This window comes from Levilactobacillus enshiensis, assembly GCF_007115095.1.
Taxonomy (GTDB): Bacteria; Bacillota; Bacilli; order Lactobacillales; family Lactobacillaceae; genus Levilactobacillus; species Levilactobacillus enshiensis.
In genome coordinates, this window is the sequence record NZ_SULH01000011.1 from 86,359 (window position 1) to 111,646 (window position 25,288).

At 46.4% G+C, this 25,288-nt stretch carries 26 protein-coding genes; 16 read left to right on the forward strand and 10 right to left on the reverse strand.

The window, feature by feature from the left end:
- The first annotated feature begins 165 nt into the window (after positions 1–165).
- The 4 genes from xerC to FAY32_RS11290 all read left to right on the forward strand — a co-directional run bounded on the left by xerC (position 166) and on the right by FAY32_RS11290 (position 4,079).
- Positions 166–1,077, forward strand: coding sequence for a tyrosine recombinase XerC (gene xerC, locus FAY32_RS11275; protein ID WP_263862555.1), 912 nt, complete (start codon positions 166–168; stop codon positions 1,075–1,077).
- Positions 1,078–1,093: 16 nt separating this feature from the next.
- Complete coding sequence (hslV, locus tag FAY32_RS11280; protein ID WP_048736015.1) at positions 1,094–1,636, forward strand: HslVU peptidase proteolytic subunit; 543 nt, start codon at positions 1,094–1,096, stop codon at positions 1,634–1,636.
- Positions 1,637–1,656: 20 nt separating this feature from the next.
- On the forward strand, positions 1,657–3,069 hold the full coding sequence (hslU, locus tag FAY32_RS11285; protein ID WP_143463536.1) for an ATP-dependent protease ATPase subunit HslU: 1,413 nt from the start codon (positions 1,657–1,659) through the stop codon (positions 3,067–3,069).
- 134 nt (positions 3,070–3,203) lie between these two features.
- Positions 3,204–4,079 carry an aldose 1-epimerase family protein gene (locus FAY32_RS11290; RefSeq protein WP_143463537.1) on the forward strand — a complete coding sequence of 292 codons (876 nt, stop codon included), beginning with the start codon at positions 3,204–3,206 and terminating at the stop codon, positions 4,077–4,079.
- Positions 4,080–4,200: 121 nt separating this feature from the next.
- Here FAY32_RS11290 and plsY read toward each other — a convergent pair whose 3' ends face one another.
- Positions 4,201–4,824, reverse strand: a complete 624-nt coding sequence (plsY, locus tag FAY32_RS11295) for a glycerol-3-phosphate 1-O-acyltransferase PlsY (RefSeq protein ID WP_143463538.1) — start codon at positions 4,822–4,824, stop codon at positions 4,201–4,203.
- A gap of 272 nt (positions 4,825–5,096) precedes the next feature.
- Here plsY and parE point away from each other — a divergent pair, with 272 nt between their 5' ends.
- The 9 genes from parE to xerS all read left to right on the forward strand — a co-directional run bounded on the left by parE (position 5,097) and on the right by xerS (position 16,232).
- The gene (gene parE, locus FAY32_RS11300) at positions 5,097–7,067 is read left to right on the forward strand and encodes a DNA topoisomerase IV subunit B (RefSeq protein ID WP_143463539.1); all 1,971 of its coding nucleotides are present in this window, start codon (positions 5,097–5,099) and stop codon (positions 7,065–7,067) included.
- Positions 7,068–7,094: 27 nt separating this feature from the next.
- Positions 7,095–9,542, forward strand: coding sequence for a DNA topoisomerase IV subunit A (gene parC, locus FAY32_RS11305; RefSeq protein WP_143463540.1), 2,448 nt, complete (start codon positions 7,095–7,097; stop codon positions 9,540–9,542).
- Positions 9,543–9,668: 126 nt separating this feature from the next.
- A complete protein-coding gene (locus FAY32_RS11310; protein ID WP_143463541.1) occupies positions 9,669–10,628 on the forward strand; it encodes a LysR family transcriptional regulator in 960 nt (319 codons plus the stop codon).
- Positions 10,629–10,661: 33 nt separating this feature from the next.
- Complete coding sequence (locus tag FAY32_RS11315) at positions 10,662–11,591, forward strand: manganese-dependent inorganic pyrophosphatase (protein ID WP_143463542.1); 930 nt, start codon at positions 10,662–10,664, stop codon at positions 11,589–11,591.
- Positions 11,592–11,738: 147 nt separating this feature from the next.
- Entirely contained in the window at positions 11,739–12,320 is a 582-nt protein-coding gene (locus FAY32_RS11320; protein ID WP_143463543.1) for a matrixin family metalloprotease, read from the forward strand.
- A 281-nt stretch (positions 12,321–12,601) separates the two neighbouring features.
- Positions 12,602–13,042 (forward strand): peptide-methionine (R)-S-oxide reductase MsrB, encoded by a 441-nt coding sequence (gene msrB / locus FAY32_RS11325; protein WP_143463544.1) that lies wholly within the window; start codon positions 12,602–12,604, stop codon positions 13,040–13,042.
- A gap of 21 nt (positions 13,043–13,063) precedes the next feature.
- On the forward strand, positions 13,064–13,585 hold the full coding sequence (msrA, locus tag FAY32_RS11330) for a peptide-methionine (S)-S-oxide reductase MsrA (RefSeq protein WP_143463545.1): 522 nt from the start codon (positions 13,064–13,066) through the stop codon (positions 13,583–13,585).
- A 49-nt stretch (positions 13,586–13,634) separates the two neighbouring features.
- Positions 13,635–14,075, forward strand: a complete 441-nt coding sequence (locus tag FAY32_RS11335; protein ID WP_143463546.1) for an NUDIX domain-containing protein — start codon at positions 13,635–13,637, stop codon at positions 14,073–14,075.
- Between the two features lie 1,092 nt (positions 14,076–15,167).
- Positions 15,168–16,232, forward strand: coding sequence for a tyrosine recombinase XerS (xerS, locus tag FAY32_RS11340; RefSeq protein WP_143463547.1), 1,065 nt, complete (start codon positions 15,168–15,170; stop codon positions 16,230–16,232).
- A gap of 429 nt (positions 16,233–16,661) precedes the next feature.
- On the opposite strand, the gene FAY32_RS11345 is transcribed toward xerS, so the two are convergent.
- Positions 16,662–17,297 (reverse strand): NAD(P)H-binding protein, encoded by a 636-nt coding sequence (locus tag FAY32_RS11345; RefSeq protein WP_143463548.1) that lies wholly within the window; start codon positions 17,295–17,297, stop codon positions 16,662–16,664.
- A gap of 314 nt (positions 17,298–17,611) precedes the next feature.
- On the opposite strand from FAY32_RS11345, the gene FAY32_RS11350 reads away from it, so the two are divergent.
- The gene (locus FAY32_RS11350; protein ID WP_143463549.1) at positions 17,612–18,358 is read left to right on the forward strand and encodes a sulfite exporter TauE/SafE family protein; all 747 of its coding nucleotides are present in this window, start codon (positions 17,612–17,614) and stop codon (positions 18,356–18,358) included.
- A gap of 140 nt (positions 18,359–18,498) precedes the next feature.
- Here FAY32_RS11350 and FAY32_RS11355 read toward each other — a convergent pair whose 3' ends face one another.
- From FAY32_RS11355 to FAY32_RS14910, 7 genes are all read right to left on the reverse strand, one after another.
- Complete coding sequence (locus FAY32_RS11355) at positions 18,499–19,161, reverse strand: NAD(P)H-binding protein (protein ID WP_143463550.1); 663 nt, start codon at positions 19,159–19,161, stop codon at positions 18,499–18,501.
- 101 nt (positions 19,162–19,262) lie between these two features.
- On the reverse strand, positions 19,263–19,622 hold the full coding sequence (locus FAY32_RS11360; protein ID WP_143463551.1) for a cyclophilin-like fold protein: 360 nt from the start codon (positions 19,620–19,622) through the stop codon (positions 19,263–19,265).
- Between the two features lie 12 nt (positions 19,623–19,634).
- On the reverse strand, positions 19,635–20,045 hold the full coding sequence (locus FAY32_RS11365) for a cupin domain-containing protein (protein WP_143463552.1): 411 nt from the start codon (positions 20,043–20,045) through the stop codon (positions 19,635–19,637).
- Between the two features lie 22 nt (positions 20,046–20,067).
- Complete coding sequence (locus tag FAY32_RS11370) at positions 20,068–20,562, reverse strand: YbhB/YbcL family Raf kinase inhibitor-like protein (protein WP_143463553.1); 495 nt, start codon at positions 20,560–20,562, stop codon at positions 20,068–20,070.
- A gap of 11 nt (positions 20,563–20,573) precedes the next feature.
- Entirely contained in the window at positions 20,574–21,212 is a 639-nt protein-coding gene (locus FAY32_RS11375; protein ID WP_143463554.1) for an NAD(P)H-binding protein, read from the reverse strand.
- A 61-nt stretch (positions 21,213–21,273) separates the two neighbouring features.
- Positions 21,274–22,017, reverse strand: coding sequence for an SDR family oxidoreductase (locus FAY32_RS11380; RefSeq protein ID WP_143463555.1), 744 nt, complete (start codon positions 22,015–22,017; stop codon positions 21,274–21,276).
- A 16-nt stretch (positions 22,018–22,033) separates the two neighbouring features.
- Positions 22,034–22,426, reverse strand: coding sequence for a hypothetical protein (locus FAY32_RS14910; RefSeq protein ID WP_225428340.1), 393 nt, complete (start codon positions 22,424–22,426; stop codon positions 22,034–22,036).
- Between the two features lie 134 nt (positions 22,427–22,560).
- On the opposite strand from FAY32_RS14910, the gene FAY32_RS11390 reads away from it, so the two are divergent.
- Positions 22,561–23,457: a LysR family transcriptional regulator gene (locus tag FAY32_RS11390; RefSeq protein WP_143463556.1), complete on the forward strand. Its 897-nt coding sequence runs from the start codon at positions 22,561–22,563 to the stop codon at positions 23,455–23,457.
- Between the two features lie 242 nt (positions 23,458–23,699).
- Entirely contained in the window at positions 23,700–24,152 is a 453-nt protein-coding gene (locus tag FAY32_RS11395) for an NAD(P)-dependent oxidoreductase (protein WP_143463557.1), read from the forward strand.
- 455 nt (positions 24,153–24,607) lie between these two features.
- Here FAY32_RS11395 and FAY32_RS11400 read toward each other — a convergent pair whose 3' ends face one another.
- Positions 24,608–25,255, reverse strand: a complete 648-nt coding sequence (locus tag FAY32_RS11400; RefSeq protein ID WP_143463558.1) for an FMN-dependent NADH-azoreductase — start codon at positions 25,253–25,255, stop codon at positions 24,608–24,610.
- Positions 25,256–25,288: the final 33 nt, after the last annotated feature.

Consider the following 25,288-nt stretch of genomic DNA (forward strand, 5'->3'; position numbering starts at 1 on the left):
TTTTCCGCAAGGGAAGCTGCCAATGCCTATTTAGCTGTCAAGAAAACCACCGCGTTGCCGACCCCATGTCGACATTTTGATGAGTTAGTTGTGTTTTTCAGGGCTGTTTGCTAGCATTAACACGTACAGGAGGTGTTGTTCGTGGATGACACGGTCGCACAGTTTATGACGTATCTTAGCGGCGAACGCCAATACTCACCGGAAACGGTTAAGGCCTACCGCGAGGACATCGACGAGTTTACCCAGTTTTTAACCGACAATGGCGGCATCAAACCGTGGACGGCAATTGATCAACTAGATGTTGAGGTCTACTTGAGCGATTTGTATGATCACCATTACGCGCGCACGACCATTGCCCGTAAGTTGTCAACGTTGCGATCATTCTACAGCTTTCTGATGAGTAACGATTTGGCCAAGGATGACCCGTTTGCCTACGTGCAGCTTAAGCACCATCAAAATCATTTGCCCCGATTCTTCTATGAACGGGAAATGACCGCGCTGTTTACGGCCGCGGCTGCCAATCCGAATACGCAACTAGCAACGCGGGATTCGGCAGTGTTAGAAGTCCTGTACGGTACCGGTATTCGGGTCAGTGAGTGTGTCAACCTCACGTTACCCGACGTTGACTTCGACAACCGGATCATGTTGATTCATGGGAAGGGTAACAAGGAACGTTACGTGCCATTTGGCAATTACGCGACCGATGCCCTAGAACGTTACTTTACTGCCGCCCGCACACCGCTGATGACGAAATTCAACCGCACGCATCCGTATGTCTTTATCAACGCACGGGGAGAGCAGTTGACCCCGGCTGGCGTGACCTACCTGTTGAATCAGGTCATCAAGCGCAGTAGCCTCACCACGGACATTCATCCCCACATGCTGCGGCACACCTTTGCCACACACTTGCTTAACCGCGGTGCAGATCTACGGTCGGTCCAAGAATTGTTGGGACACAGCAGTCTGTCGACCACGCAGATCTACACCCACGTGACCCGGGAACATTTACAACGCGATTATCGCCAGTTCTTCCCGCGCGCCACTGAAGATAATTCTGATCACACAAAACAATCGTAAGGAGATTGATGAAACTATGCCAGTAAAATTTGAAGCAACTACCATCTGTGCAGTTCGGCATAACGGCCATAATGCTATGGCTGGTGACGGCCAAGTAACCATGGGTGAAAAGGTCATCATGAAGGGGACCGCGCACAAGATTCGCCGGATCTACAACAACCAAGTCGTCGTCGGCTTTGCCGGGAGTGTTGCTGACGCCTTCAACCTTGAAGAAAAATTCGAGAGCCAACTTAACGAATACAGCGGTAACCTTCAACGAGCAGCCGTGGAACTGGCTAAGCAATGGCGTTCCGATCAGGCGTTGCAAAAGTTAGAGGCCTTATTGATCGTCATGGATAAGGACGAAATGTTACTGGTTTCCGGTTCCGGTGAAGTCATCGCCCCCGATGATGATATTCTGGCTATCGGTTCTGGTGGGAACTTTGCCCTAGCCGCTGCCACAGCCTTACACCACCATGCAACTGACATGAGCGCTAAGGAAATTGCTGAAAGTGCCATCCATATTGCGGGTGGGATCGATATCTTTACCAACGAAAATGTTATTTCTGAAGAACTTTAATCGAAACGGAGGAATCCATTGTGGACGCTATTAATAAAACACCTAAAGAAATCGTCGCCTTACTCGACCAATACGTCATTGGCCAGGACGAAGCCAAGCGGGCGATTGCGATTGCATTACGTAACCGTTACCGTCGCATGCAACTAGACGCTGCTATGCAAGAGGAAATTTCACCGAAGAACATGTTAATGATTGGACCGACCGGGGTTGGGAAGACTGAAATTGCCCGCCGGTTAGCCAAAATCGTTCACGCGCCATTTACCAAGGTTGAAGCCAGCAAGTTTACCGAAGTTGGGTACGTTGGTCGCGATGTGGAATCCATGGTTCGTGACTTGGTCGAAGTTTCCGTAGCGATGGAAAAACAAGACCAATTTAAGAATGTTCGGGCCGATGCCATTCAAGCGGCTAACAAACGGTTGGTCAAGCTCTTGGCTCCCGCAAAGAAGAAGGAAAACAAGAACAACAACGACTTCGCCAACATGATGAACATGTTCTCCCAGATGCAAAACGGTCAAACCCCAACTGCACCCGGTGAAGAGGAAGAAGTCACCGACGACATCCGTAACGAACGGCTCTCCTTGTCCGAACAACTGGATAAAGGTCTACTCGAAAATCACATGGTCGAAATTGAAATGGACGATCCTCAACAAGCCAATGCGGGGGACAACAACATGCTGGGCCAAATGGGTGTGGACCTCAACGATACGTTGGGCGCGATTATGCCTAAGAAGCGGATCAAGCGCACGGTCACGGTCGCTGAAGCGCGGGAAATCCTGGTTGCCGAAGAATCCGAGAAGCTGGTCAACAACGCTGACATCAACCACGATGCCATCAAGCGGGCCGAAAATACGGGCATCATCTTCCTCGATGAAATCGATAAGATTGCTAAGGGCAGTAGCCAAAATAGTGGCGACGTCTCCCGTGAAGGGGTCCAACGTGATATCTTACCAATCGTCGAAGGTACTCAGGTCAAGACCAAGTACGGGACGATCGATACGGACCACATCCTGTTCATCGCCGCTGGAGCATTTGCTGAATCCAAGCCTAGCGATTTGATTGCTGAATTACAGGGTCGTTTCCCAATCCGGGTCGAATTAAATGACCTAAGCAAGGAAGACTTCGTCAAGATCTTGACGGAACCAAACAACGCCCTTATCAAGCAATACATTGCGTTGATTGGTACGGACAACGTTAAGGTCACGTTTACCATGGAAGCCATCGAACGCATTGCCGATCTGGCTTTCGAACTGAACCACGAGAACCAAAACATTGGGGCCCGGCGTTTACAGACGGTTCTGGAAAAGCTGTTGGAAGACCTGTTGTTTGAAGGTCCTGACATGGGAACCGGCGACGTGACGATTACTGAAAGTTACGTCAACGACAAGATCGGTGACATTGTGCAAAACAAAGACCTGTCGCGTTACATCCTGTAACTAATTTGTGGGGCCGAGACGGTTGTCTTGGCCCTTTTTTCGGCAGTCAGGTACGCCGGATTAAAGTGGGAGATTGTGCGTATTCATTAAAAATCATTCAATTTCACGACAAGGAAACGTCGGGAGGAATTTACATGCTAACGTTAAGAAACACGTATTTAACGGTTAAAATTAATCCGTTGGGCGCTGAGTTAACCAGCGTTCAGGACAACGATAGTCACTTGGAATATATGTGGCAGGCAGATAAAGCCTATTGGGGCCGCCACGCACCGTTCTTGTTCCCCATCGTGGGGCGTTTGCAGGACAATCACTATCGACTCGCCGGTAAGACCTACGAGATGAGTCAACATGGGTTTGCCCGTGATCGAGAATTTCAAGTGGTCGCGCAAACCGAGACACAGCTCAGCTTACAGCTGACGGCCGACGAGCAAAGCCGGCTGCTCTTTCCCAGCGATTTTACGCTGACGATTACCTACACGCTGGTCGACCATCAACTGCAGGTCGCCGCAGAGGTTGCTAATCCAGCTGATACCCCACTGATCTTCTCATTTGGCGCCCATCCCGGCTTCAATGTGCCGCTAGGTGAGGCGACCGCTGACTTTACCGACTATCAGGTCACGGTCTCACCCAAGCAAACGTATCAACGCGTGCCACTCGTTGGGCCATACAGTGATACCGGTCACACGGTGCCACTTGACCTGACGCAACCGTTGCAGTTGGACCACCACCTGTTCGATCACGATGCACAGGTCCTGACACTGAACGATCAAGAGACCACGCTCATGCTGAGTAGCACCGCCAATGACCACGGCATTGCCTTAACGGTTGCGGCACCATACGTTGGTATCTGGTCCCCATATCCTAAGCAGGCCCCCTTTGTCTGCATCGAGCCTTGGTGGGGATTAGCGGACGATGTTCAGGCCACCGGGGATCTCGAAACCAAGGTCGCCATTCAGCACCTAGCCGCACATGACCATTTTCAGGCGGGGTATCAGATCACTTACTTCTAACCATAGCGACGTTGATGTTACGAAGGCGGGTACGCCAAGGCCCTCAGCCACCGCGCACACACCTTGCAAAAAAAGGAGGCCAGGACATGATGTCCGGGCCTCCTTACGTTTCTAGCACAGGTTAACTCTTCTTTCGCTTATGATAGCCCCGACCAAAGGGGACCATCGATTCTGTTCCTTCACGGATACGTTGAATATTGGCGCGGTGACGATAAAATACAAAGATGGTCAAGACCAACGCAATGCCAGTCAGGTACCAGTCTTGAAATGCTAGGGAAATCAATGTGATTAGGCTAAAGGCAATCATGCTAGCCAGACTGACCATACTGGTCCAATAGATCAGGCTGACCCATAGTCCAGCAGCAATCACAAACATCAGCGGGTTGTAGGCTAATAGCATCCCCGCAGACGTAGCGACGGCCTTGCCACCCTTAAAGTGATCAAAGATCGATACGGTGTGGCCTAAAATAGCAAATAGACCAAACAGCAAGGGTGTCGCTGTTCCTAAAAACGTTGTGACGTGGCCTAGGGTCGGCAACAGCGTCGCCACACTTCCTTTAGCGATATCGAGAACCATGACGGCCGTTCCCGCGTAGGGGCCCAAGACCCGATACGTGTTGGTCGTCCCAATATTACCCGATCCTGATTGGCGAATATCCGTGCCAAAGAAGGCTTTACCGACCCAGACCCCATTAGGAATGGCACCCAGTAGGTAAGCCAAAACAAGTAAACCAATTAATTTCACGACTCAATTCCTCCGCTCTTTCTCCCAATGTCGTCCTCGTGACCGCATTGCAAATAAGCTGTTCTATATTTTAGCATGTTTTCAACGCCACGCCAATTATCTCAAGAGAACTAGCAAGTTTTCAGCTTCCTGTGGTATGATAATGTGGTTATTGTTGACCACACCGTGGGCGTTTGTCCATTTTATTTGAACATACGTTCGCATTGCGGTAAACTAGGTAAGGCTGGCAACACACCATTTAAAACGAATAAAAATGTAAAGGGGATTTACGCATGGCGAAAGCAAAACCAAAGTATGACGATTCCTCCATTCAGGTCTTGGAGGGATTGGAAGCTGTTCGTAAACGTCCTGGGATGTATATCGGCTCAACCGACGGCCGTGGATTGCACCACTTGGTCTACGAAATCGTGGATAACGCCGTTGATGAGGCCTTAGCGGGCTACGGTAAGGAAATTAACGTAACCATTCACCAGGATAACAGTATCACGGTCGTCGATCATGGACGGGGGATGCCGGTGGGCATGCACGCGTCGGGAATTCCGACCCCCGAAGTCATCTTAACGGTCCTCCATGCCGGTGGGAAGTTCGGCCAGGGAGGCTACAAGACGTCTGGTGGGCTTCATGGGGTTGGTGCTTCCGTTGTGAATGCACTGTCCAGTAAGCTAACCGTGACCATTGTGCGTGATGGCGTGCGCTACCAAGAAAAATTTGCAGACGGTGGGAAGCCACAGGGGACGCTGAAAAAATTGGGCAATACCCGGGCACACAACGGCACAACGATTGATTTCAAACCGGATAGTAGCATCTTCACGACGACGGTCTACAACTTCGGGACGCTCTCCGAACGGCTGCGCGAGTCGGCATTCTTGCTAAAGGGCGTTAAGATCACGCTGACCGACGAACGTGAAGGCCAAGAAAAGGCTGAAGAATATCATTTTGAAGACGGTATCAAAGAGTTTGTTGGCTATCTAAACGAAGATAAAGACACGTTGGGCAACGTCATGTACTTTGACGGTAAGAAAGACGGTATCGAAGTTGAAGTTGCCGCGCAATACAATGACGGGTATACCGAAAACTTACTGTCGTTTGTGAACAACGTCCGGACGAAGGACGGGGGCACACACGAAGTCGGGATGCGTAGCGGCTGGACCAAGGCATTCAATGAATACGCACGGAAGGTCGGCCTATTGAAGGATCGCGATAAGAATCTGGAAGGTTCCGACGTCCGGGAAGGGCTCTCTGCGGTCATATCGCTGCGGGTTCCGGAAAACCTGCTCCAATTTGAAGGTCAGACCAAGGAAAAGCTGGGGACACCGGAAGCACGAACCATCGTGGACAATGTCATCAGTGAACAGCTGGGTTACTACCTGATGGAAAATGGGGACTTCGGGAAGATGCTGATCAAGAAGTCCACACAAGCACGTCAGGCGCGTGAGGCCGCACGGAAGGCCCGTGATGAAAGCCGGAATGGTAAGCGTCATAAAAAGCACGAACGTCTTTTATCCGGTAAGCTTACGCCCGCTCAGTCAAAGAATTCAGCGAAGAACGAACTGTTCTTGGTCGAAGGGGATTCCGCCGGCGGATCAGCCAAACAGGGGCGTAACCGAAAGTTCCAAGCCATCCTCCCTTTACGAGGAAAGGTGCTGAACACGGAACGCGCTAAGCTCCCAGATATTATGAAGAATGAAGAAATCAGTACCATGATCTACACCATTGGCGCTGGTGTTGGCACCGAATTTAACATTGAAGATGCCAATTACGATAAGATTATTATCATGACCGATGCCGATGATGATGGGGCTCACATTCAGATTCTACTGCTGACCTTCTTCTACAAATACATGCGACCAATGATCGACGCTGGCCGGGTCTACATTGCCTTACCACCGCTGTATCGCATCAAACGAACCGGCAAGAACCAGGATATCGAATACGCCTGGACCAACGATGAATTGACTGAAAAGACGCAGAAGATCCCCAACCACGGCTACAACCTCCAACGTTTTAAGGGGTTAGGGGAAATGGACGCCGAACAGCTGTGGGAAACGACCATGGATCCCGACAACCGAACGCTGATTCGCGTGCAAATCGACGATGCCGCTCTGGCTGAACGCCGGGTTACAACGTTGATGGGCGATAAAGTTGAACCCCGTCGGAAATGGATCGAAAATAATGTTCAATTTACGCTGGAAGATGACAACACCAGCTTATTAGAAAATGATGCCACGTCGACCAGTGATTAATCGACCGGTGAAAGGAGCAAACATGTCGTGAGTGAAGGACAAAAGATTCAAGAATTAACTCTGGAAGAAGTCATGGGTGACCGCTTCGGCCGTTATTCCAAATCCATCATCCAAGAACGGGCCTTACCCGATATTCGTGACGGATTGAAACCCGTTCAACGGCGGATCTTGTTTGCCATGAACAAGGATGGTAACACCTACGATAAAGGTTTTCGGAAATCCGCAAAATCTGTCGGTAATGTCATGGGGAACTTTCACCCCCATGGTGACAGTTCCATCTACGAAGCCTTGACGCGGATGAGCCAAGATTGGAAGGTTCGAGAACCCCTGATTGAAATGCACGGGAACAATGGGTCTATGGATGGTGACCCGGCCGCTGCCATGCGGTATACCGAAGCGCGTTTGAGCAAGTTAGCCGGTGAAATGTTACGGGACATCGACAAAGATACGGTTGAAATGGTCCTTAACTTTGATGACACCGAGTATGAACCCACCGTCTTGCCCGCCCGTTTTCCGAACCTATTGGTCAACGGTGCCACTGGGATTTCTGCCGGCTACGCCACGGATATTCCGCCGCACAACTTAGGTGAGGTCGTCGACGCTTGTATTTACCTATTAAGTCATCCCAAGGCTAGCTTGGAAGAACTGATGGGCTTCGTTCAAGGCCCGGACTTCCCAACTGGAGGCATCATTCAAGGGAAAGATGGCATTGTTAAAGCCTATGAAACTGGCCGTGGTCGCGTGGTTGTTCGTTCTAAAACGGCAATCGAAGCGTTACGCGGTAACAAGAGTCAGATTACGGTGACGGAAATCCCGTATGAAGTCAATAAGGCACAATTGGTCAAGAAGATTGACGAGATTCGCTTGAATAAAAAGGTCGAAGGCTTGGCCGAGGTTCGGGATGAAACCGACCGAGATGGCTTGCGGATCGCCATTGAACTAAAGCGCGATGCTGATGCTCAAGGGGTGTTGAATTACCTATTCAAGAACACTGAGTTACAGATCACCTACAACTTCAATATGGTTGCCATCAACCACCAACGTCCGGAACACGTTGGCCTCAAAACGATTTTGTCAGCGTACTTGGAACATCAATGCCAAGTCATCACGAAACGAACGGAATATGATCTGCAAAAGGCCTTAGACCGACAACACATCGTAACGGGTCTGATCAAAGCACTGTCTATTTTGGATCAAGTAATCAAGACCATTCGGGCAAGTAAGAACCGCCGGGATGCACGTGACAATCTGGTGAATACCTACGACTTTTCCGAGAAGCAGGCCGATGCCATTGTCGCCTTACAGTTGTATCGGTTGACTAACACTGATGTGACCCAGTTGGAGGCCGAATCTGACAAGTTATCCGCTGCAATTGCGGAGGACCATAAGATTTTAGCTGACCCTAAAGCCTTAAACGCTGTCCTCCGAAAGGAACTGAAGGCAGTGGGCAAGGCCTATCGGAATCCACGGCGGACTGAAATTCAAGCCGAGATTGAAGACCTGAAGATCAATACCGAAGTCACGGTTGCCGATGAAGACGTCGTGGTTTTAGTCAGTCACGATGGGTACCTGAAACGTTCCGGTGTCCGATCCTATACGGCTTCCGATCCCGACGACAACGGGTTGAAGGATGAAGATTACCCAATTTTCATGCAGAAACTCAGCACGTTGGACCACCTGATGATGTTCACCAATAAGGGGAATCTCATCTACCGGCCCGTCCACGAGATCAGCGACGTCAAGTGGAAGGAGACCGGTGAACACATTTCACAAACGACTGGTCTTGCTGCGGATGAAGAAATCGTTGCTACATTTGCCTTCAAGACGCTCAAAGAACCTGGCCGCTTCTTAATCGCAACCAGTGATGGCTACATTAAGCAGACTGCCTTTAGTGACTTGACTCCCGGCCGGACCTACAAGAGTCGGGCCGCCGTTTATGAGAAACTGAAGCATCCTGAAGCACGAGTCGTTCAGGTTAAGTATCTGACTGAACCGATCGATCAAGGTATCCTATTGATCTCCAAGAACGGCTATGCCTTGCGTTACAGTATCGATGAAGTCTCCGTCAATGGTGCCCGAACGACCGGTGTTCGGTCCATGGATCTCCGCGACGATGACGAGGTCGTCAACTTGGCCCTCGTTACCGATAGCGATACCATCGCCATGGTGACCCAACGCGGTGCCTTTAAACGTTTGGCCATGAAGGAACTGTCCGTGACCAGTCGCGCTCGCCGTGGCGTCATCGTCCTTCGTGAATTGAAACGTGATCCACATCGAATCGTTGACTTCATGGCGATTCCAGCAGGTAACCCGCCACTGGAGATTCTGACCAGTCGGGAACGCACCCACGATGTGTTGCCAACGGAACACCCGTTAAGTGGTCGCTACTCCAACGGCTCCTTCGTGGTCGACACGGACGTTGAAGGCATACCAACCCAACTACGCGTCAAACCGACAACACTCGTTTTGGACTAGTTAGTTGCTAGCAATGATTTTATAAGCAGAAATCGTTGCGCTTTTAGGGCAAACAGCCTATCATAGTGATTAATAGTAACCATTAGGTTGGCCTGGCATCAGACTAATCATAAGGAGTAAAAGCGGATGAAGACGAAACAGGAAAGTATCTTTTCTTCGAAGACCTTGACGTACTTCCTACAGCTTGCAGAAACCATGAACTACACGCAGGCTGCTCAGATTCTAGGAATTACGCAACCGGCATTGACGCAACAAATCAAGAAGCTCGAACGGACGGTGGGCGCACCGCTCTTCTATTCGGTCGGCAAGAAGTTGCGGTTATCTGACGCTGGTTACACCATGTTGGACGCCACGCACAAGATTTATGGCATCTTAAACCAAGCCACTGACGAGATTCAGCAGTCGACTAGTGCGACACAGGGAGAAATTAATATTGGGCTACTGGCCTCCATGGAAGACGCCGTGTTTGAGGACTTCGCCATCTTGTCCTACCAAAATAATCCCGACTTAAAGATTTCCTTTCACATGTTGACGCGGAAGGAAATTTGGGAACGACTGGAAAATAATAAAATTGATCTGGCGATTATGTATTTGCCGGATGATTCGATTAAGAACTGGAAGCCCTACGAGTCGAAGAAAATTATTTCGGATGATCTCTTGTTCATTCACCACGATGAGCAACTGTCTAAAAAGCGGCGAATCAAGTTCAAAGACACAACAGCCGATGTTTGGGCAATGTACCCAGAGGGCTACTACCTCAATCAGACGTTGCATGAAGCCTACAAGAATCAGCTAGCTGATTTCCCCAAGAGTGTCGCGAACTTTACGACACCAACGCAGCTGTTACATTTCTCGATGCAGACGCAGGCGTCTACGGCCTTGCCAAATTCATTCATGATCGGCCAGGACGCCTTGCCACAGACTTGGACGGCTCATTTCGATCCCAACATCCGCTTTGACTTAGCCTTTGTGTTCCGCAAGGGCAAAGCCGAAATTCCGCGAATCAGCCATTTCTTGGCCCAGTTTGATCGTTATCTACACACAGACGATTATATTTCGCGGCTCAAACAATTGCGTAACAAGTAACACTAAAACTATTCTGTTAAAGGAGTTCTACTCATGAGCAAGTCATTAATTTTCGGTCACCAGAATCCAGATACGGACGCCATTGTTGCTGCTAAGGCGTTTGCCTACTTCCAAACCCAAAAAGGTTTCGACGTTGAAGCCGTTGCCTTGGGCGAGCCTAACATGGAAACCACTTACGTTTTGAACCACTTTGACGAACCAGCACCACGGGTCGTCAAGACAGTGGCTAACGAAGTCGACGACGTTATGTTAGTCGACCACAACGAAGCACAACAAAGTGTTAGCGATCTTGATAAGGTTCAGGTCAGCTACGTGGTCGACCATCACCGGATTGCTAACTTCAAGACGGATTCACCTCTGTACTACCGGGCAGAACCCGTTGGTTGCACGAGTACGATTCTGACCGAAATGTTTAACGAAGAGAAGATGGAAATTCCTGCTAAATTAGCTGGGTTAATGTTATCAGCCATCATCTCTGACACGCTGTTACTCCAATCACCAACCACGACTGATACAGACCGTGAAGCCGTTCGGATGTTAGCTGAAATTGCTGATATCGATGTTCAAAGCTACGGTATTGCGATGTTAAAGGCAGGGACAAACTTGGCTGCCAAGAGTGACAAGGAACTCATCGATGGCGATGCTAAGTCCTTTGATATGGCCGGCAAGAGCGTCCGTATTGGCCAAATCAATACGGTTGACTTAGCCGATGTCTTAGATCGTCAGGCAGGTCTAGAAAAGGAAATGCAAGCTGAAATGGCCGCTGATGGCTATGACTTGTTCATTACCTTGGCCACTAACGTGTTGAACAGTGACTCCGAATTAATCGTTGCTGGTGAACCTAAGGAAATTGTTGAAAAAGCCTTTAACACCAAGCTTGACAACAATCGCGCTAGTTTACCAGGCGTTGTTTCCCGGAAGAAGCAAGTTGTGCCACCATTGACAGCTGCTTTCGAAGCTTAATTCGCTCAATTTACAATCTGAATGAACGCTCTATGGTAATTTAGCGGTTGCCATGGAGCGTTTTAATTCGCTTTAAGGTCACTGACTGCTATAATGACGCCGATGGTAGCCGTTAGGCATCTTCCTTCGCGAAGAGAGGGATTATGCATGGCAAGAAGCTTTTGGTCCCGAGGGATTACCCTTGCGGTTGTTACTGTTGGTCTTTTTGTCACCCCAGTGGGCGGGAGTGCTGTTGCCGTAGCTGCAGCCGGCACAACACCTTTTGGTCCGGAGCGGTTTGCCCACAATCACGCGACCTACGTAATCACCACCAAATCGGCTTACTATCGGCAAGTTTGGCAATCCGCCATTAACGCTTGGAATAAGACTGGTGCATTTCGTTTCAAATTAGGAACGACTCAAAGTGCACAGATTACTCTCAAAACGGCCTCCAAGACACAGGCCGTGGCTCTGGGAGAAGACGTCGGCTTAACTGATTATTGGTCTAAGAATGACCTGCTACTCGACGTCACGGCAACCCTCAATCCAACGCTACTGAAATCGTACGGCTATTCCCGTGCCGATGATATTCACGTTGCGGAACATGAATTGGGCCACGCTATGGGATTAGCACACAACCCAGCAGAAGAGAGCGTGATGTACTATCGCAATCGTTCTGTTGGCATCAAACAAGTTGACGTCAATGGTGTTAAATTGCGTTACCAAACTCCGGCTGGTCAATCCAGCTAATCTGAACCGCTGATCGACTCACAGTCGACCAGCGGTTTTTTAGATGACCCTCCGAAACTGGTGTGTTAGGAGTCACGACCGTCTCGTGTAACGTATTTTTCCACTGCAGGGGCGCTTTAACCACATTTACCAGCGTGTACATGCTTTGCACACCTAAGTGGAAGGTGGGGCCGCCAATGCCAGTGCAGATAACCAAACGAATTAGTTGCCTTTTAATCTGAGAGCTTTAAACTAAGAATTATAGGAAACTGGTTGTGTACAATTAATTGGAGGAAATTATTATGGCTAAACAAGACACACAGGATGATTTAAAGCAGCGGCTCACCGCTGAGGAATATGCGGTTACTCAGGAGGCGGCCACAGAGGCAGCGTTCACGGGTAAGTACGATCACTTCTACGAACCCGGCATCTACGTGGACGTGGTCAGCGGTCAACCACTATTTAGTTCAACCGACAAATATGACGCTGGGTGCGGTTGGCCATCTTTCACCAAACCAATCGATGCAGCCAACGTTAAGGAAAATACCGACCATTCATTTGGAATGGTTCGCCAGGAAGTCCGCAGCACCGATGCCGGCTCACACTTGGGACACGTCTTTAATGATGGTCCAGCAGCTCAGGGTGGCTTACGGTATTGCATTAACTCGGCAGCACTAAAGTTCATTCCGGCCGATAAATTAGAAGCCGCTGGTTATCATGATTTTGACCAATTATTCAACTAACAACTAAAGAGGGACTTCCGTATGAGTCAAACTGAAACGGCAATCTTTGCAGGTGGGTGCTTCTGGTGTATGGTGAAGCCCTTTGACACTCAGCCGGGCATTCAAACTGTTGTGTCCGGTTACACGGGTGGACACACGGTAAACCCGACGTACGCTGAAGTTGCCAGCCACACAACTGGTCATACCGAGGCCGTCAAGATTACCTTTGATCCGTCAATAATCAGTTATGCAGAACTCGTCGAAATTTACTGGCACCAAACAGATCCCACTGATGCCGGGGGACAATTTCAAGACAGAGGCGACAGCTACCGACCGGTGATTTACGTCGCAAATGATGAGCAGCGGCAAATCGCAGAAAAGTCAAAAGCCAACTTAGCGGCCAGTGCACACTTTGATGTCCCCATCGTGACACAGATTGAGGCTGCCCAGCCATTTTATCCCGCGGAAGAGGAACATCAAGACTTTTATCAGAAGAATCCGTTTCGCTACCAGATTGAAGAAATGGGCGGACGTGAGGCCTTCCTTCACCAAAATTGGCATTAGCAAGTCCCCAATTGCATGTTACAATTAGGTAAAGGACGGGGATTTACGTATGGGTTATATCCTAGATTTACGACAAAAAGTGGGTCAACAACCATTAATTGTGATCGGTTCAGCAGCCGTTGTGCGACAACACCAACAGTTATTGTTGGTTAAACGCCGTGATATCCAACTTTGGGGCTTGCCAGCGGGATCAAAAGAATTAAACGAAGATACAGCTACGACGGCTGAACGTGAATTACACGAAGAAACTGGGTTGCAAGGAACCGTTCAGCAACTGCTGGCAGTTGTTAGCGGTCAGGACATGCAGTACACGTATCCAAATGGTGATCAGATTGATTCAGTGACCGTGGTCTATGATGTGCTGGCAACTGGCAATTTGACAAATCAAACGGACGAAACCAGTGCCGTAAAGTTCTATGACTTGAATCACTTGCCAGAACAGCTGACGCCACTGACTAAAAAAATTTTAACTACGCTCAACCTAATTTAAAGGTTAGCGGTAGCAGTCAACTCGGAACGTCAAAAAACGAGTTGGCTGTTTTTATTTGCAGATTACGCAAAGTAGCTGACTTTTTACTTTTTGACTCTACTTTCGATAATATATATTATGTAAAGTAGAATATCTTTTTCAATTGCAACCGCAGAATAGCCATACCCTTTCTTTTACCTGCGTCATTATTTTTTGTAACGCTACTCATGTTAGCTGTTTATACAATTAAAACAATTCTAGCTGTGCCGAACGGTAAATTCCTGACGACATACGCGGGTCTAACAATCACTCTCGAGACACATTTGATTGTTTGCGTCACCGCTAACTAAACTTGTCGACCGTAATCGTCCGTCTGCAGCCGAATTCGTTTACTTGCGATTAAGTACGACCATCACAGCTAATATCGTCAGCAATCCTATTTCGCCGGTAAGATCCGTCAAAAACGGTAAGTTACAGGTGGATTCTCTGCTAATTTCATGGTCAGGTCTCCGTCTAAAGACTGAACGTGTGCTTAGAATCAACGTCTAAAAATACGTTATGCCAGTCGAATCCACTAGTAATTGATTCTGGGACATTGCTGGCAGTTTTTCAGTCAACGTACCAAGCAAATGCGGCTTGTCAGTCAGAATCAGCAAGTAACTTATGCCCAGCTCAGTGATAGCAGTCGCTGTGCTTAATCAGCCAGCTATGTTGAAGCATGGACGATACCTTATGGGCTCAAAACACTGGTGTGACAGCGATTTAGACTGTCGACGATTGCTAAGCCTGTGACGACTATTAACCATGCTTAGTCGCTTAAATACCCAAAGAATGCTGACATATCAGTGTTTAGCGGCCATCCGTCAGTTAGTCTATAAGTTCAACATAAACGGTAACACACACTGTCAAAAATCCTATATACAGGTTTTACGACCCAATTAGGCTTAAGCTGTGCTCCTCAGGACATCTCAGTATCATTTAAACTACTACTTTCATTAAAACAAATATTTTAAAGATAGTAGTGGGTGAAAATAAGGCGGGGGACTTGCTAATTTGAGCATTCACCGGTATCATATAAAATATGAGAACATATGTTTGGAGGCCGCTTCTATTATGGAAAAACAGCACTACTTAAAATTAATCAATGAAGAATTGGCCATCGCGCCCTGGTACGTCCAAGAATATTATCAGGCCAAGGCTACTGTCCCCTTATCGCCTGCCACATTGTACCAATACCTCACGGAGTATCGCCGTTTCTTCAACTGGCTCATTAGTGAAGGCCTAACCACGGCTACCCACCCCGCCGATATCGACATTCAAGTCTTGGCGAAGTTAAAAAAAGAAACCGTCGAACTGTACAAGTCTGCTCTGCTGAACCAGACCAAGCTCACAGGCGCTCCTGGGAGCCGAACCCATCCAACTATCAATCGTTCCCTAAACGCCCTCTCGTCTCTCTTTAAGTACCTCACGGAGGATACTGAAGATGAACATGGTGAGGCCTACTTTGACCGTAACGTCATGCATAAGATTGCCTTGGTTCGGACCAGCGAGACCTACGCAACGCGAGCCGCTAACTTAAAAACGAAGCTCATGCTGGGCAACACGGATCATGATTACTTGGCCTTTATCGACGAAAAATATGAAGGCTTGCTGTCACCAGCCAAGAAACGGTATTTTCATCGGGATAAACAACGTGATCTGGCCATTAATGCCCTGTTGTTGGGCAGTGGCTTGCGCGTCTCGGAGGCCGCTAATGCTGACTTGCGCCACCTGAATCTGAAGACCGGAACGATTGGCGTGGTCCGTAAGGGTGGCCAACGGGATACGGTGCCGATTGCGCCGTGGACTTTGCCTTACATTCAAGACTACGTTGCACACCGAACAGCCATTTATCACGCCACCAGTAGTGATCGGGCCCTTTTCCTCAGCAGTTATCGCGGTCAGGCTTCACGGATGCAAGCCAACTCGATGGAGAAAATGGTAGCCAAATACTCCTCAGCGTTTAAGGTCCGTATCACACCGCATAAGCTGCGTCATACGTTGGCTTCAAAACTCTACCTAGCCACCAAGAATGAACAGCTGGTGGCCACCCAGTTGGGACAAAACTCAACCAGTGCGACCGGTCTGTATACCCACATCATTGATGAGGAGCAACGGCATGGATTGGAGAAAATGTAACCTAATTGAACTGAAATAACACAAAGCGACTAATTCTGAATGCTTGATTGCACTCGGAGTTAGTTGTTTTTGCTGTACAGCTTTTTAGAAATGTCGCTAACTTATTTTCGATGACATTTTCTGCTGCTATGTTCATGCTAAAAAGCGTCTGAGTTTTTATCAACCACAGACGCTCGCCCAAATCAGATAGTCGCGCCGCTTTCTAACAGATGCAAACAAGATGTACATTTAGCTATCCTTATTCACTACTCGTCTGATAAAAGCCAGCCTTACAACTTGATCGTTCGCATAGGCATCAAATGACCCTAACAGTATCTCCGCAATCCCAAGTGCATCCGGATTATGCTTACCTTTACCTGTATCAAGTGACTATAACTGATCTATCTCATCAATTAAGCACTAGTTCTGCTTTGACACAAGCGCTCACTATTAACGATAAACTGGCATATCGCCATCAGTTCCAGCTTTAGCAATGCCTAAACTGCTCCGACTATGTAATGTCGGTTGCTTAGCAATCGCTACAATGAGGTCAGCAATGCTTTTTCGGGAGATTGTCGTCCCCTTAAAGGTCTCCCCCTTTTCTGTCAGTTCATAATCCACTTCATCGTTATTCGTCATATATCCTGCCCGAATGATTGTATAATTTAATGTTGATGTCTCAATTAGCTTGGCTGCTCGCCGAGTATCTTCCATCACATCATGACCAATTGCATCTTCTAACCATGAATCGAATTTTTCTGGTAATTCATGGTATAGGCCCAACCCCGTGATGTAGATTAACCGTTGAACACTAGTCTCTTCCATGGAGCGAACAATGCTCTGTACCATGGGTTCAAAGCGACCACCGAGATCTGCTAATACCAGGTCCTGTCCGACCATCGCTGCTTTCAATGTGGTGTAGTCATTGACATCTCCCTCAACCACCGTTTCTCGGGTACTCTGAACGTCTTGCAAACGATCAGCCTGCCGAAGATAGAGGGTTAACGTCGTATCGGTCTCCGCCAATAGCCGCGATCGAACCAATTGTGCAATTTGCCCATGTGCGCCAAGAATTAGAATCTTCATATTAATTAAATACCTCCTTAAAGTATCTAAATCAAAGTCTATACCTTCGTGTAGACTCGAAGGCAAATTTAAAGGGTCATTCCGATTTGTCCACTTATACACTTTAAAAAAAGAGAGCAGTAGCCCTGACATTCCTTACACTATCGAAAATATTCTTCAAATATATTAGTCATTCCTCTAATAACCCTTAACTTTCAATGGCTGTCTGCCTCTCCACTTTCTAAGTTGCTTTCATGTGTTATAATATGTGTAATAAATATTGGTAAGTGCAGGCGTAACCAAACTCAACAGTGCCGTTGATGTGAAGGGAAACTATGCTATCAATATTTTTTTTAGTTGTCATGAGTTTGTTGGCCGGCGTCTTAACTGGAATTATTGGTATGGCCTCACTAACGTTATATCCCGTGTTATTGGCGATTGGTGTCCCGGCAATTTCTGCTAACGCTACCATCACTGTCGCACAAGTTAGTGCTGGCGTTGGTACCGTTCTGAGTTCATTAAAGGAGCTACGCGGTCAATGGTGGACAGCCATTAAAATTGCGGGCCTCAATGCTAGCGGCGGTATTTTGGGGGCTTGGCTGCTTACAAAGAGTTCGTCAACTAGCTTTCAAGGTATGGTGCCGTGGTTTATTCTAATGGCTGGCATATTACTCTTATGGCCTCATTCAAAAGTCGAGGCATCGTATCGTCAGTCTAGATTACTTATTTACTTTAATTTAGTCATTCTTTTTCTCGTTGGCACCTATAATGGTTACTTTGGTGCTGCTTCTGGTTTATTGATGATCGCCGTGCTTTCAAGAATCATAAACAATGAATATATCATCTATAATGCGATGCGGAATTTTGCAGCATTCATCAATAACATCGTTGCTTCAATTATATTTATTATCCAACTTCCAATTGATTGGAGCGTTATGTTGCCACTAATATCAGGACTATTTATTGGCGGCTATATTGGCCCCATCATTTTACGCTTCATTCCGGCAAAAGTGATTAAGATAACTGTCGGGTGGGTTGCAATTATCTTAGCTATTTATTTGGGGTATAAAGCCTATTTCTGATTTGCGTCTCTGATACAAGCGTTTAATCTAAATTTTTATTAAAACAAGGAACACGCTAGCTAAGTCGGCGATTGACTTTCGTTAGTGTGTTCCTTATTTGGCTTTCCGCTAGTTAAAGGTATCGTGGGAAAAATGAGTCGCTACACCATATCTTTCATTGACCCCGCCATTATTTCGGGTAATTTGTTGTCCGTTCCGGGTTTCGAGATTCCTAGGCTTGCTCTAACATATCGACTCGGGTCGGCGATAATCTTCAAAATCAAATCGGCAATACTAGCACGCGAGACTAGCGTTCCTTTAAAGACTTCGCCCTTTTGCGTCAACTCGTAGTCTATTTCATGGTCATTCGTCATGTACGCAGCACGGATAATCGTATACTTCAAATCAGAACTTTCAATAATTCTGGCCGCCTTCCGAGTATCCTCCTTGTTAGCATGTCCCACTGTATTTTCAACCCACGTGCCAAATGGGTCGGGCGTTTCATGGTACAATCCCGAACCAGTAATCCAAATCAGCTGTTTCACCTGGTTAACACGCATCGCACGAACGATAACTTTCGCCATCAGCGCCATACCACCAGCTAAATTTGCATAAACCACGTCTTGCCCAGCCATTATCGTCGATACCAGCTTGTAATCCGACACATCACCCTCAACAACGGTTTCCCGATTTTTATCTAAAATCTTCAACCGATCCGCATTTCGTAAGACTAAGGTTAAATGGACATCACACGCATTGAGCAACTCCTGTTCTACAATCCTGGCAATCCGGCCGTAAGCACCTAAGATTAAAACATGCTTCATAAATAACCTCCCGTAAATTGACATTTCATGATCAACCGTCAAACCAATCTATCCCTTGACGGTAAGGCCATCAGTGACATCAAACACTGCGAATAGCATTCTTAATCAATGCTTTCTAGCGTTAATTGAACGTGACTACCCATATGAAGTTGAGAAAGGATCTCGCTGTCATTGATATGGCCAACCCTTTGCAAGTTACTAATCACTTCACCCGTTTGTTTATAAAAGATAACGAAGCTATGTCGAGGTGTCCAATAAGCAATATCACCCACTGCGTATCCTGCTGTATGTGCCTCGTTTACCGGTAATGCCTGGCTAAACCGATACGTTAATTCTCGAGCGTATAAATTCATCATATCCAGTTGGCGTGGCATTTTCTCAATCAGCGCGGCTGTAGTTTGATTGTCTTCAAGATTAGCCGTTAGTACTTTCCCATCAAGGGTAATTTTTATTTTTTTCAAATTAATCACTTCCTAATTTAGACTTTTATAGTCAGAATCGCTAACTGGTTCTAGCCATTCTGGCGTACCAGCAGTAATCGCCAAATGGCTGAACCAACTATCCTTAGTGGCGCCGTGCCAATGTTTAACACCGTCATGCGTGACGACAACATCACCGGGATGTAAGCGTCGAGCCGGCTTACCAGTCTCTTGGTACCAGCCTTCGCCACCCGTTACTAACAAAATTTGATAACCATCATGGTGGATATGCCAATTATTACGTGCCCCTGGTTCAAAGCTAACATTACTAACCGTCACGTTCACAGCGGGATCCTTAACCAATGAATTGTGATAGCTATTTCCCACAAAATAATCCTTGAAGGCCAGGTTTAGGTCCCCAATACCAAACAATCCATGCTTTACGTCATTCTCATTTTTAGTCATTATCAATGATGCTCCTTTTAATTTATTTTGCTAAAATCTGTATTTCCGCTTTCGCCATTACGCTATCGCTAAGTGCTGTGCGAAAATCATTGTAAAAAAAGCCGTTTTTCAAGTCTAAATCATGGGCTAACGCAAATGTCGTTAGCGTGTAATGGTGTGGCTGGTCTGGTGGGTTAGGTCCCGCATAATGGTTGGTAAAATAGTCATCATCTAGCTCGTAAAATCGAGATTCCCAGGAGTTCTGCCCCTGCGGTCCCACAAAATTTCTACTAAAGTCAGCCGGGATTTCCGACATTATAGGAATATTAGTTGCTAACCAATGAATAAACGGAAAACCCGTCAATGGTACGGCGTCATAATCGATTAGCGTTACTGCCAGTGCTACAGCCTCTTTTGGCATATTTGTTAATTCGATTGGGAAGGAAATAATCGGTTGGTTGGCACGTCTTGTATTCGCCAAACTGGTATAAATCGCTGGTAAATAACCTTTTTCGTCCAAAGTTACTGTGACTTTCATGAATTCATCTCCTAATAGAAAGATGGCTTGGACCACGCCGTGTTAGGCTCTGCAACTCCTATACTGGCTCGCTGATATAGCTCTGGATTCTGCATAATCCTAGCAATTAGGCTTGCGACTGCCTGCCGTGTGACTTGCGTATCCTTAAAATCGGTTCCCTGCGGAATCACCTTATAGTCAGCGTGATGAACGTCATTATACAGCCAGGCCATTCGTAGAAAAGTATAGTTTAAGTCACTATCGTCAATGACCTTAGCGGCCCGTTTGATTTCCGTATAGTCTCCCATCATCCGAGCGTTCCAGCGGCCAAAATCACCGACAACTTCATCGTAAATCCCTAATCCACCAGCCACGATTAGTCTTTCAACATGAGTTGATTTCATCGCTTGCACAACATTTTGGTTCGCCGTTGTAAAGTGCCCCGTTGCCAAGTAGACAATATCGCCATCAGTCAGTGCTCTTTTTAAATCTTCTACATGATTCCAATTACCGTCGACTAAAGAAACGTTCGTCATGTTTGTATATTCCTTCAAGCGACTGGTCGCGTGCCGCGCGAATAAAACCAGTTGGACATCTGTTTGTTTTAACAATTCAGGGATTAAGAATTTTGAAATATTACTTGTAGCTCCTAATAGAATGATTTTTTTCATTTTTACCTCTTTCGCTTACTTGTAAAATAACTATCGTGATCCTGATACATACCGTACAAAATTACCCTTGCTTTGTTGGATAAATCGTAAACTCACTTACATTGACATCATCCGGTTGATCAATTGCAAAGCTAACGACTCTTGCTACAGCATCTGGCGTGATTCCAACAGACTGGTAGAGTTTACTCATGCCCCGCTTTGAAGCACTATCAGTAATTGTTTGTAGTAATTCCGTATTGATAGCAGCTGGATACAAACTGGTTGTTCGAATGTTAGTATGCTCACGGGCACTTTCCATTCGGATAACCTCCATCAAATTACGAACAGCAAACTTAGTCGCCCCGTAGACACCCGAACCAACAAAACTTTTAATCCCCGCCACTGAAGAAGTGGTCATGATTTGGCCATGTTTTTGCTTGGTGAACTCCGGCATAACAGCGGCCACACCGTTCAGAACACCCTTTAAGTTCACATCGATCATCTTGTTCCATTCGTCCGTTTTTAAAGCGCTAATTGGAGACGTTGGCATAATACCAGCATTATTAAAAATCACATCAATCCCGCCATACGTCTCTTTTGCTAGTGACACCAGAGCAACTAGATCCTCTGGCCTCGTCACATCCGTCACGCGATAAGTTGCCTGACCGCCCTGATCTTTAATGCTCTCCATGAGGCTTTGAAGCCGATCTTCACGACGTGCTCCCAAAACAACTTTAGCGCCCTGACTAGCCAATAACTTGGCACTGGCTTCACCAATTCCAGAAGAAGCACCCGTAATCACAATCACTTTATTTTTCAACGTCATAACTTATTTCCTCCAATTATTTTGATTCTTTGTCTAAAATGTGGTTATAATTTAAAACCTTCATCATTTGCAACTCATTCCCATAAAGCTGAATTTTTTCACCATAAGGTGCCAAAGAAATTCTGTTATGGCCTACCCGTTTCCAAGTACCCGAGTAGATATTGGTGATTCCATGTTGATTTTCTTGCCACCTATGATTTGCAGTGAATGTAATTTTTTGATGAAGCTTCTTATCATGGTGGTTAATCCAAATACCTACAACATCATCGTTGCTTAATGTCGTCTCTACTGATGGCACTTTCACTACGACATCTGGTTTACTTGTTACTTCCTTTCGGTTAAATACAACCGTTATGAATAGTCCAAGCAGTAATATAGGCATGATCACTAATATAACTTTTCTGTTCATACTATTATTTCCGTCCCTCCTTGCCTTTTTGATTACAGTTACCAGTATATCCGGAATTGCTGCTTTTTGAAGAACTACCTGGTTGACTAACTATCAACCAAAAGTTTATACTTAGTTTATAAGGGGGAACACGTATGGATATTAATCAACTTCAAACTTTTATCAGGGTCAGTGAGTTTGGCAGCTTTACCAAGGCCGGTGAGCAGAGCTTCATTTCTGGAACAGCCGTCATGAAACAAATCAATCGGTTAGAAACGGAGCTCAATCTAAAGCTATTTTTGCGAACCGCGACCGGGGTGACCCTGACCCCCCAGGGGAAGAAATTCTTACCTTATGTACACCAACTACTAGCTTTACTGGATACTGCCATTGAAGAGACCCGGAAAGTCCGTTTGGATGACAAACAGGTCATTTCGATTGGCACCTCAATCCTTCACCCGGCAGATCCGTTCATGGTGTTGTGGCGACAACTAGCACCAAGATTGTCCAAATTTCAATTGCGTCTCGTCCAATTACAGGAAGACTTAACTTCTAGCAATCGTGAATACGCGCTTTTGGGTCGCAGTAGTGATTTAATTGTCGGAACCTTCGACAATACCACACTCAAACAATCATTTAGAGCGATAAAATTAGGGGCCTACCATTTTGGAATTGCCGTGAGAAGTGACAACCCACTGGCACAGCTCGACACCATTAAATTTGAAAATTTAGCCAATCAAAGACTGCTTACGGTACCAACGGGTATCAGCGAGAAAAATGATCAATTGCGTTCAGAAATGCTAAATACGGTTTCTAGTATCCGCATGGTGGAAACCGATGGTCGTTACGACATCAATACCTTTAATAGAGCCGTCGATGAAAATATTGCGTTGATTTCATTAACCCCTTGGAAAGATATTCATCCAAATCTGGTCACTATTCCATTGGAGACGAAAATAACGGTTCCTTATGGCCTAATAAGTACCAAGTTTCCCGGTAGAATAACGGATAATTTCTTAAATGCCTTTCTACAAGTTTTTAACCAAAAATGAAAGTATCCCCAGAGACTGACTATCATTTCAGTCCTTGGAGATACTTTTGCAAAACAAGAAATGCTACTAGTCCGGCTTTTTAATTGGGGGAATGGTAGCATTTCCTTTGGCTCTATTTAATTTCCCATTCATAGTAATTAAATGAGTTAATCACCAATAGTACCCAATGAAACGGATTTGTTTCGTAGTGGTTTCCCTGGCTTCTTGAACGCATAGCGTCGTCCAAAGGCGTCGACGCCGTTGTGGATGCCGTCAGTGCTTGGACACCAGCGACCTTTGCTGTTCATACGGACGGTATTTCTCATATTGCGCAAATCTTAGCTAATACGAAAACCCGCTATCTCAAAGTTGGTGGTGCCGGAACGCTCTACATTAATGCCGATCACACGAGAATGTTGAAAGATCGTGAAGACTACCCACAAGACTGGTTACCCTTAGCAGACGTTTTAGTCGCTAGCCTTGCACGGTTGCGATCATATTCCAATTTAGCTTGGACGTATGTCACGCCTGCTTTTAATTACGATGCTGAAGGTTCCGCCACTGGTAATTATCACATTGACGGCGAGGACTATTTAGCTAAAAATGACGCCGATAGTTATATTAGCTATGCAGACTTTGCCATGGGTATCTTAGATGTTCTTGAACAGCAGACTTATATCCGGCAACGGATCACTCTAGTAGGGAATACCCACTAGATAAGTGAATCCTTCACTCAATAAGCCCCAGCCTTATCTCAATTTTATGAGATAGAGCTGGGGCTTATTGTCATTTTTCGGCATACCTTACTAAACAAAGATATCGTGAAGAAGCTATTATAAAAATCTTCACACTGTCTTCCAATGACACCTCGCTATTATTTCGGGTAATTGGCAGGCCAATCTAATTTTAGAAATTTTTCAAAATTTTCTACGTTTGCTCTAACAGACCGACTTCGTATAGCAGACATGTTCCTTAATAAGGGCTAAGAGTTACCGATTATAGTATTCGCTCACAAACGTACGCTGGCCATTCAACACGTATCGGAAGCACGCAACATCAAGTTAGCCCGAAGCGGGACTTTAATGTCCTTACTCATCACCACAAAGGATTCCCGGATCTTTTTTGAATCGTTATACTAACTCATCTATCAATCAGCACACACAAGTCGTTGTTATTGATAAAACTTCGAAAAAACTGTCGTCAATTCCGTGTGCCCCTCTTTAACAGCCTGACGAATATCAACACCGTGCGTTTGGGTTCCCTGGACCCGGACCATGTAAAACTTATCAAAACCCATAATCTCAGTAAACATTTTCTCCAGGTACATCCGCGAAAATTCCATCGATGTATAACGATCATTACGGGTATAAACTGAACCGCTGGCCTGTAACAGCATCACCTTGTAATTGTCCGTCATCAGACCAACCGAACCAGCCGTTGTATACCGAAATGTTTCACGCGCCACTAAAATATTATCCATGTAGTCCTTTAACTTCGCTGTCACGTTAAAGTTATGCAGCGGCGTGGCAATCACGATCCGATGATGGGCTTTGAACTGGGCAAGCAACTGTTGATTAACTTCATACACACATTGTTCCTTAAGATTTAAATGCACGTGGTTCTTTTGCTTCTCCCAGATACCCAGCAGTTCTTTCGTCGTCGCCTGTGGAATTTCGGTATCGTAAAGATTCAAAACATCGACGGTCTCATTTGGAAAAGCGACCCGAAACTGCATTAAAAAGTCCTGTGCCAATTGAATCGAGTAGTGGGTGGCATTCCGAAAATCAGGATGCGCATTAATCAGTAACGTTTTCATCATTAGTCAGTCCTCATTTCTGTTATCTTTTAACAA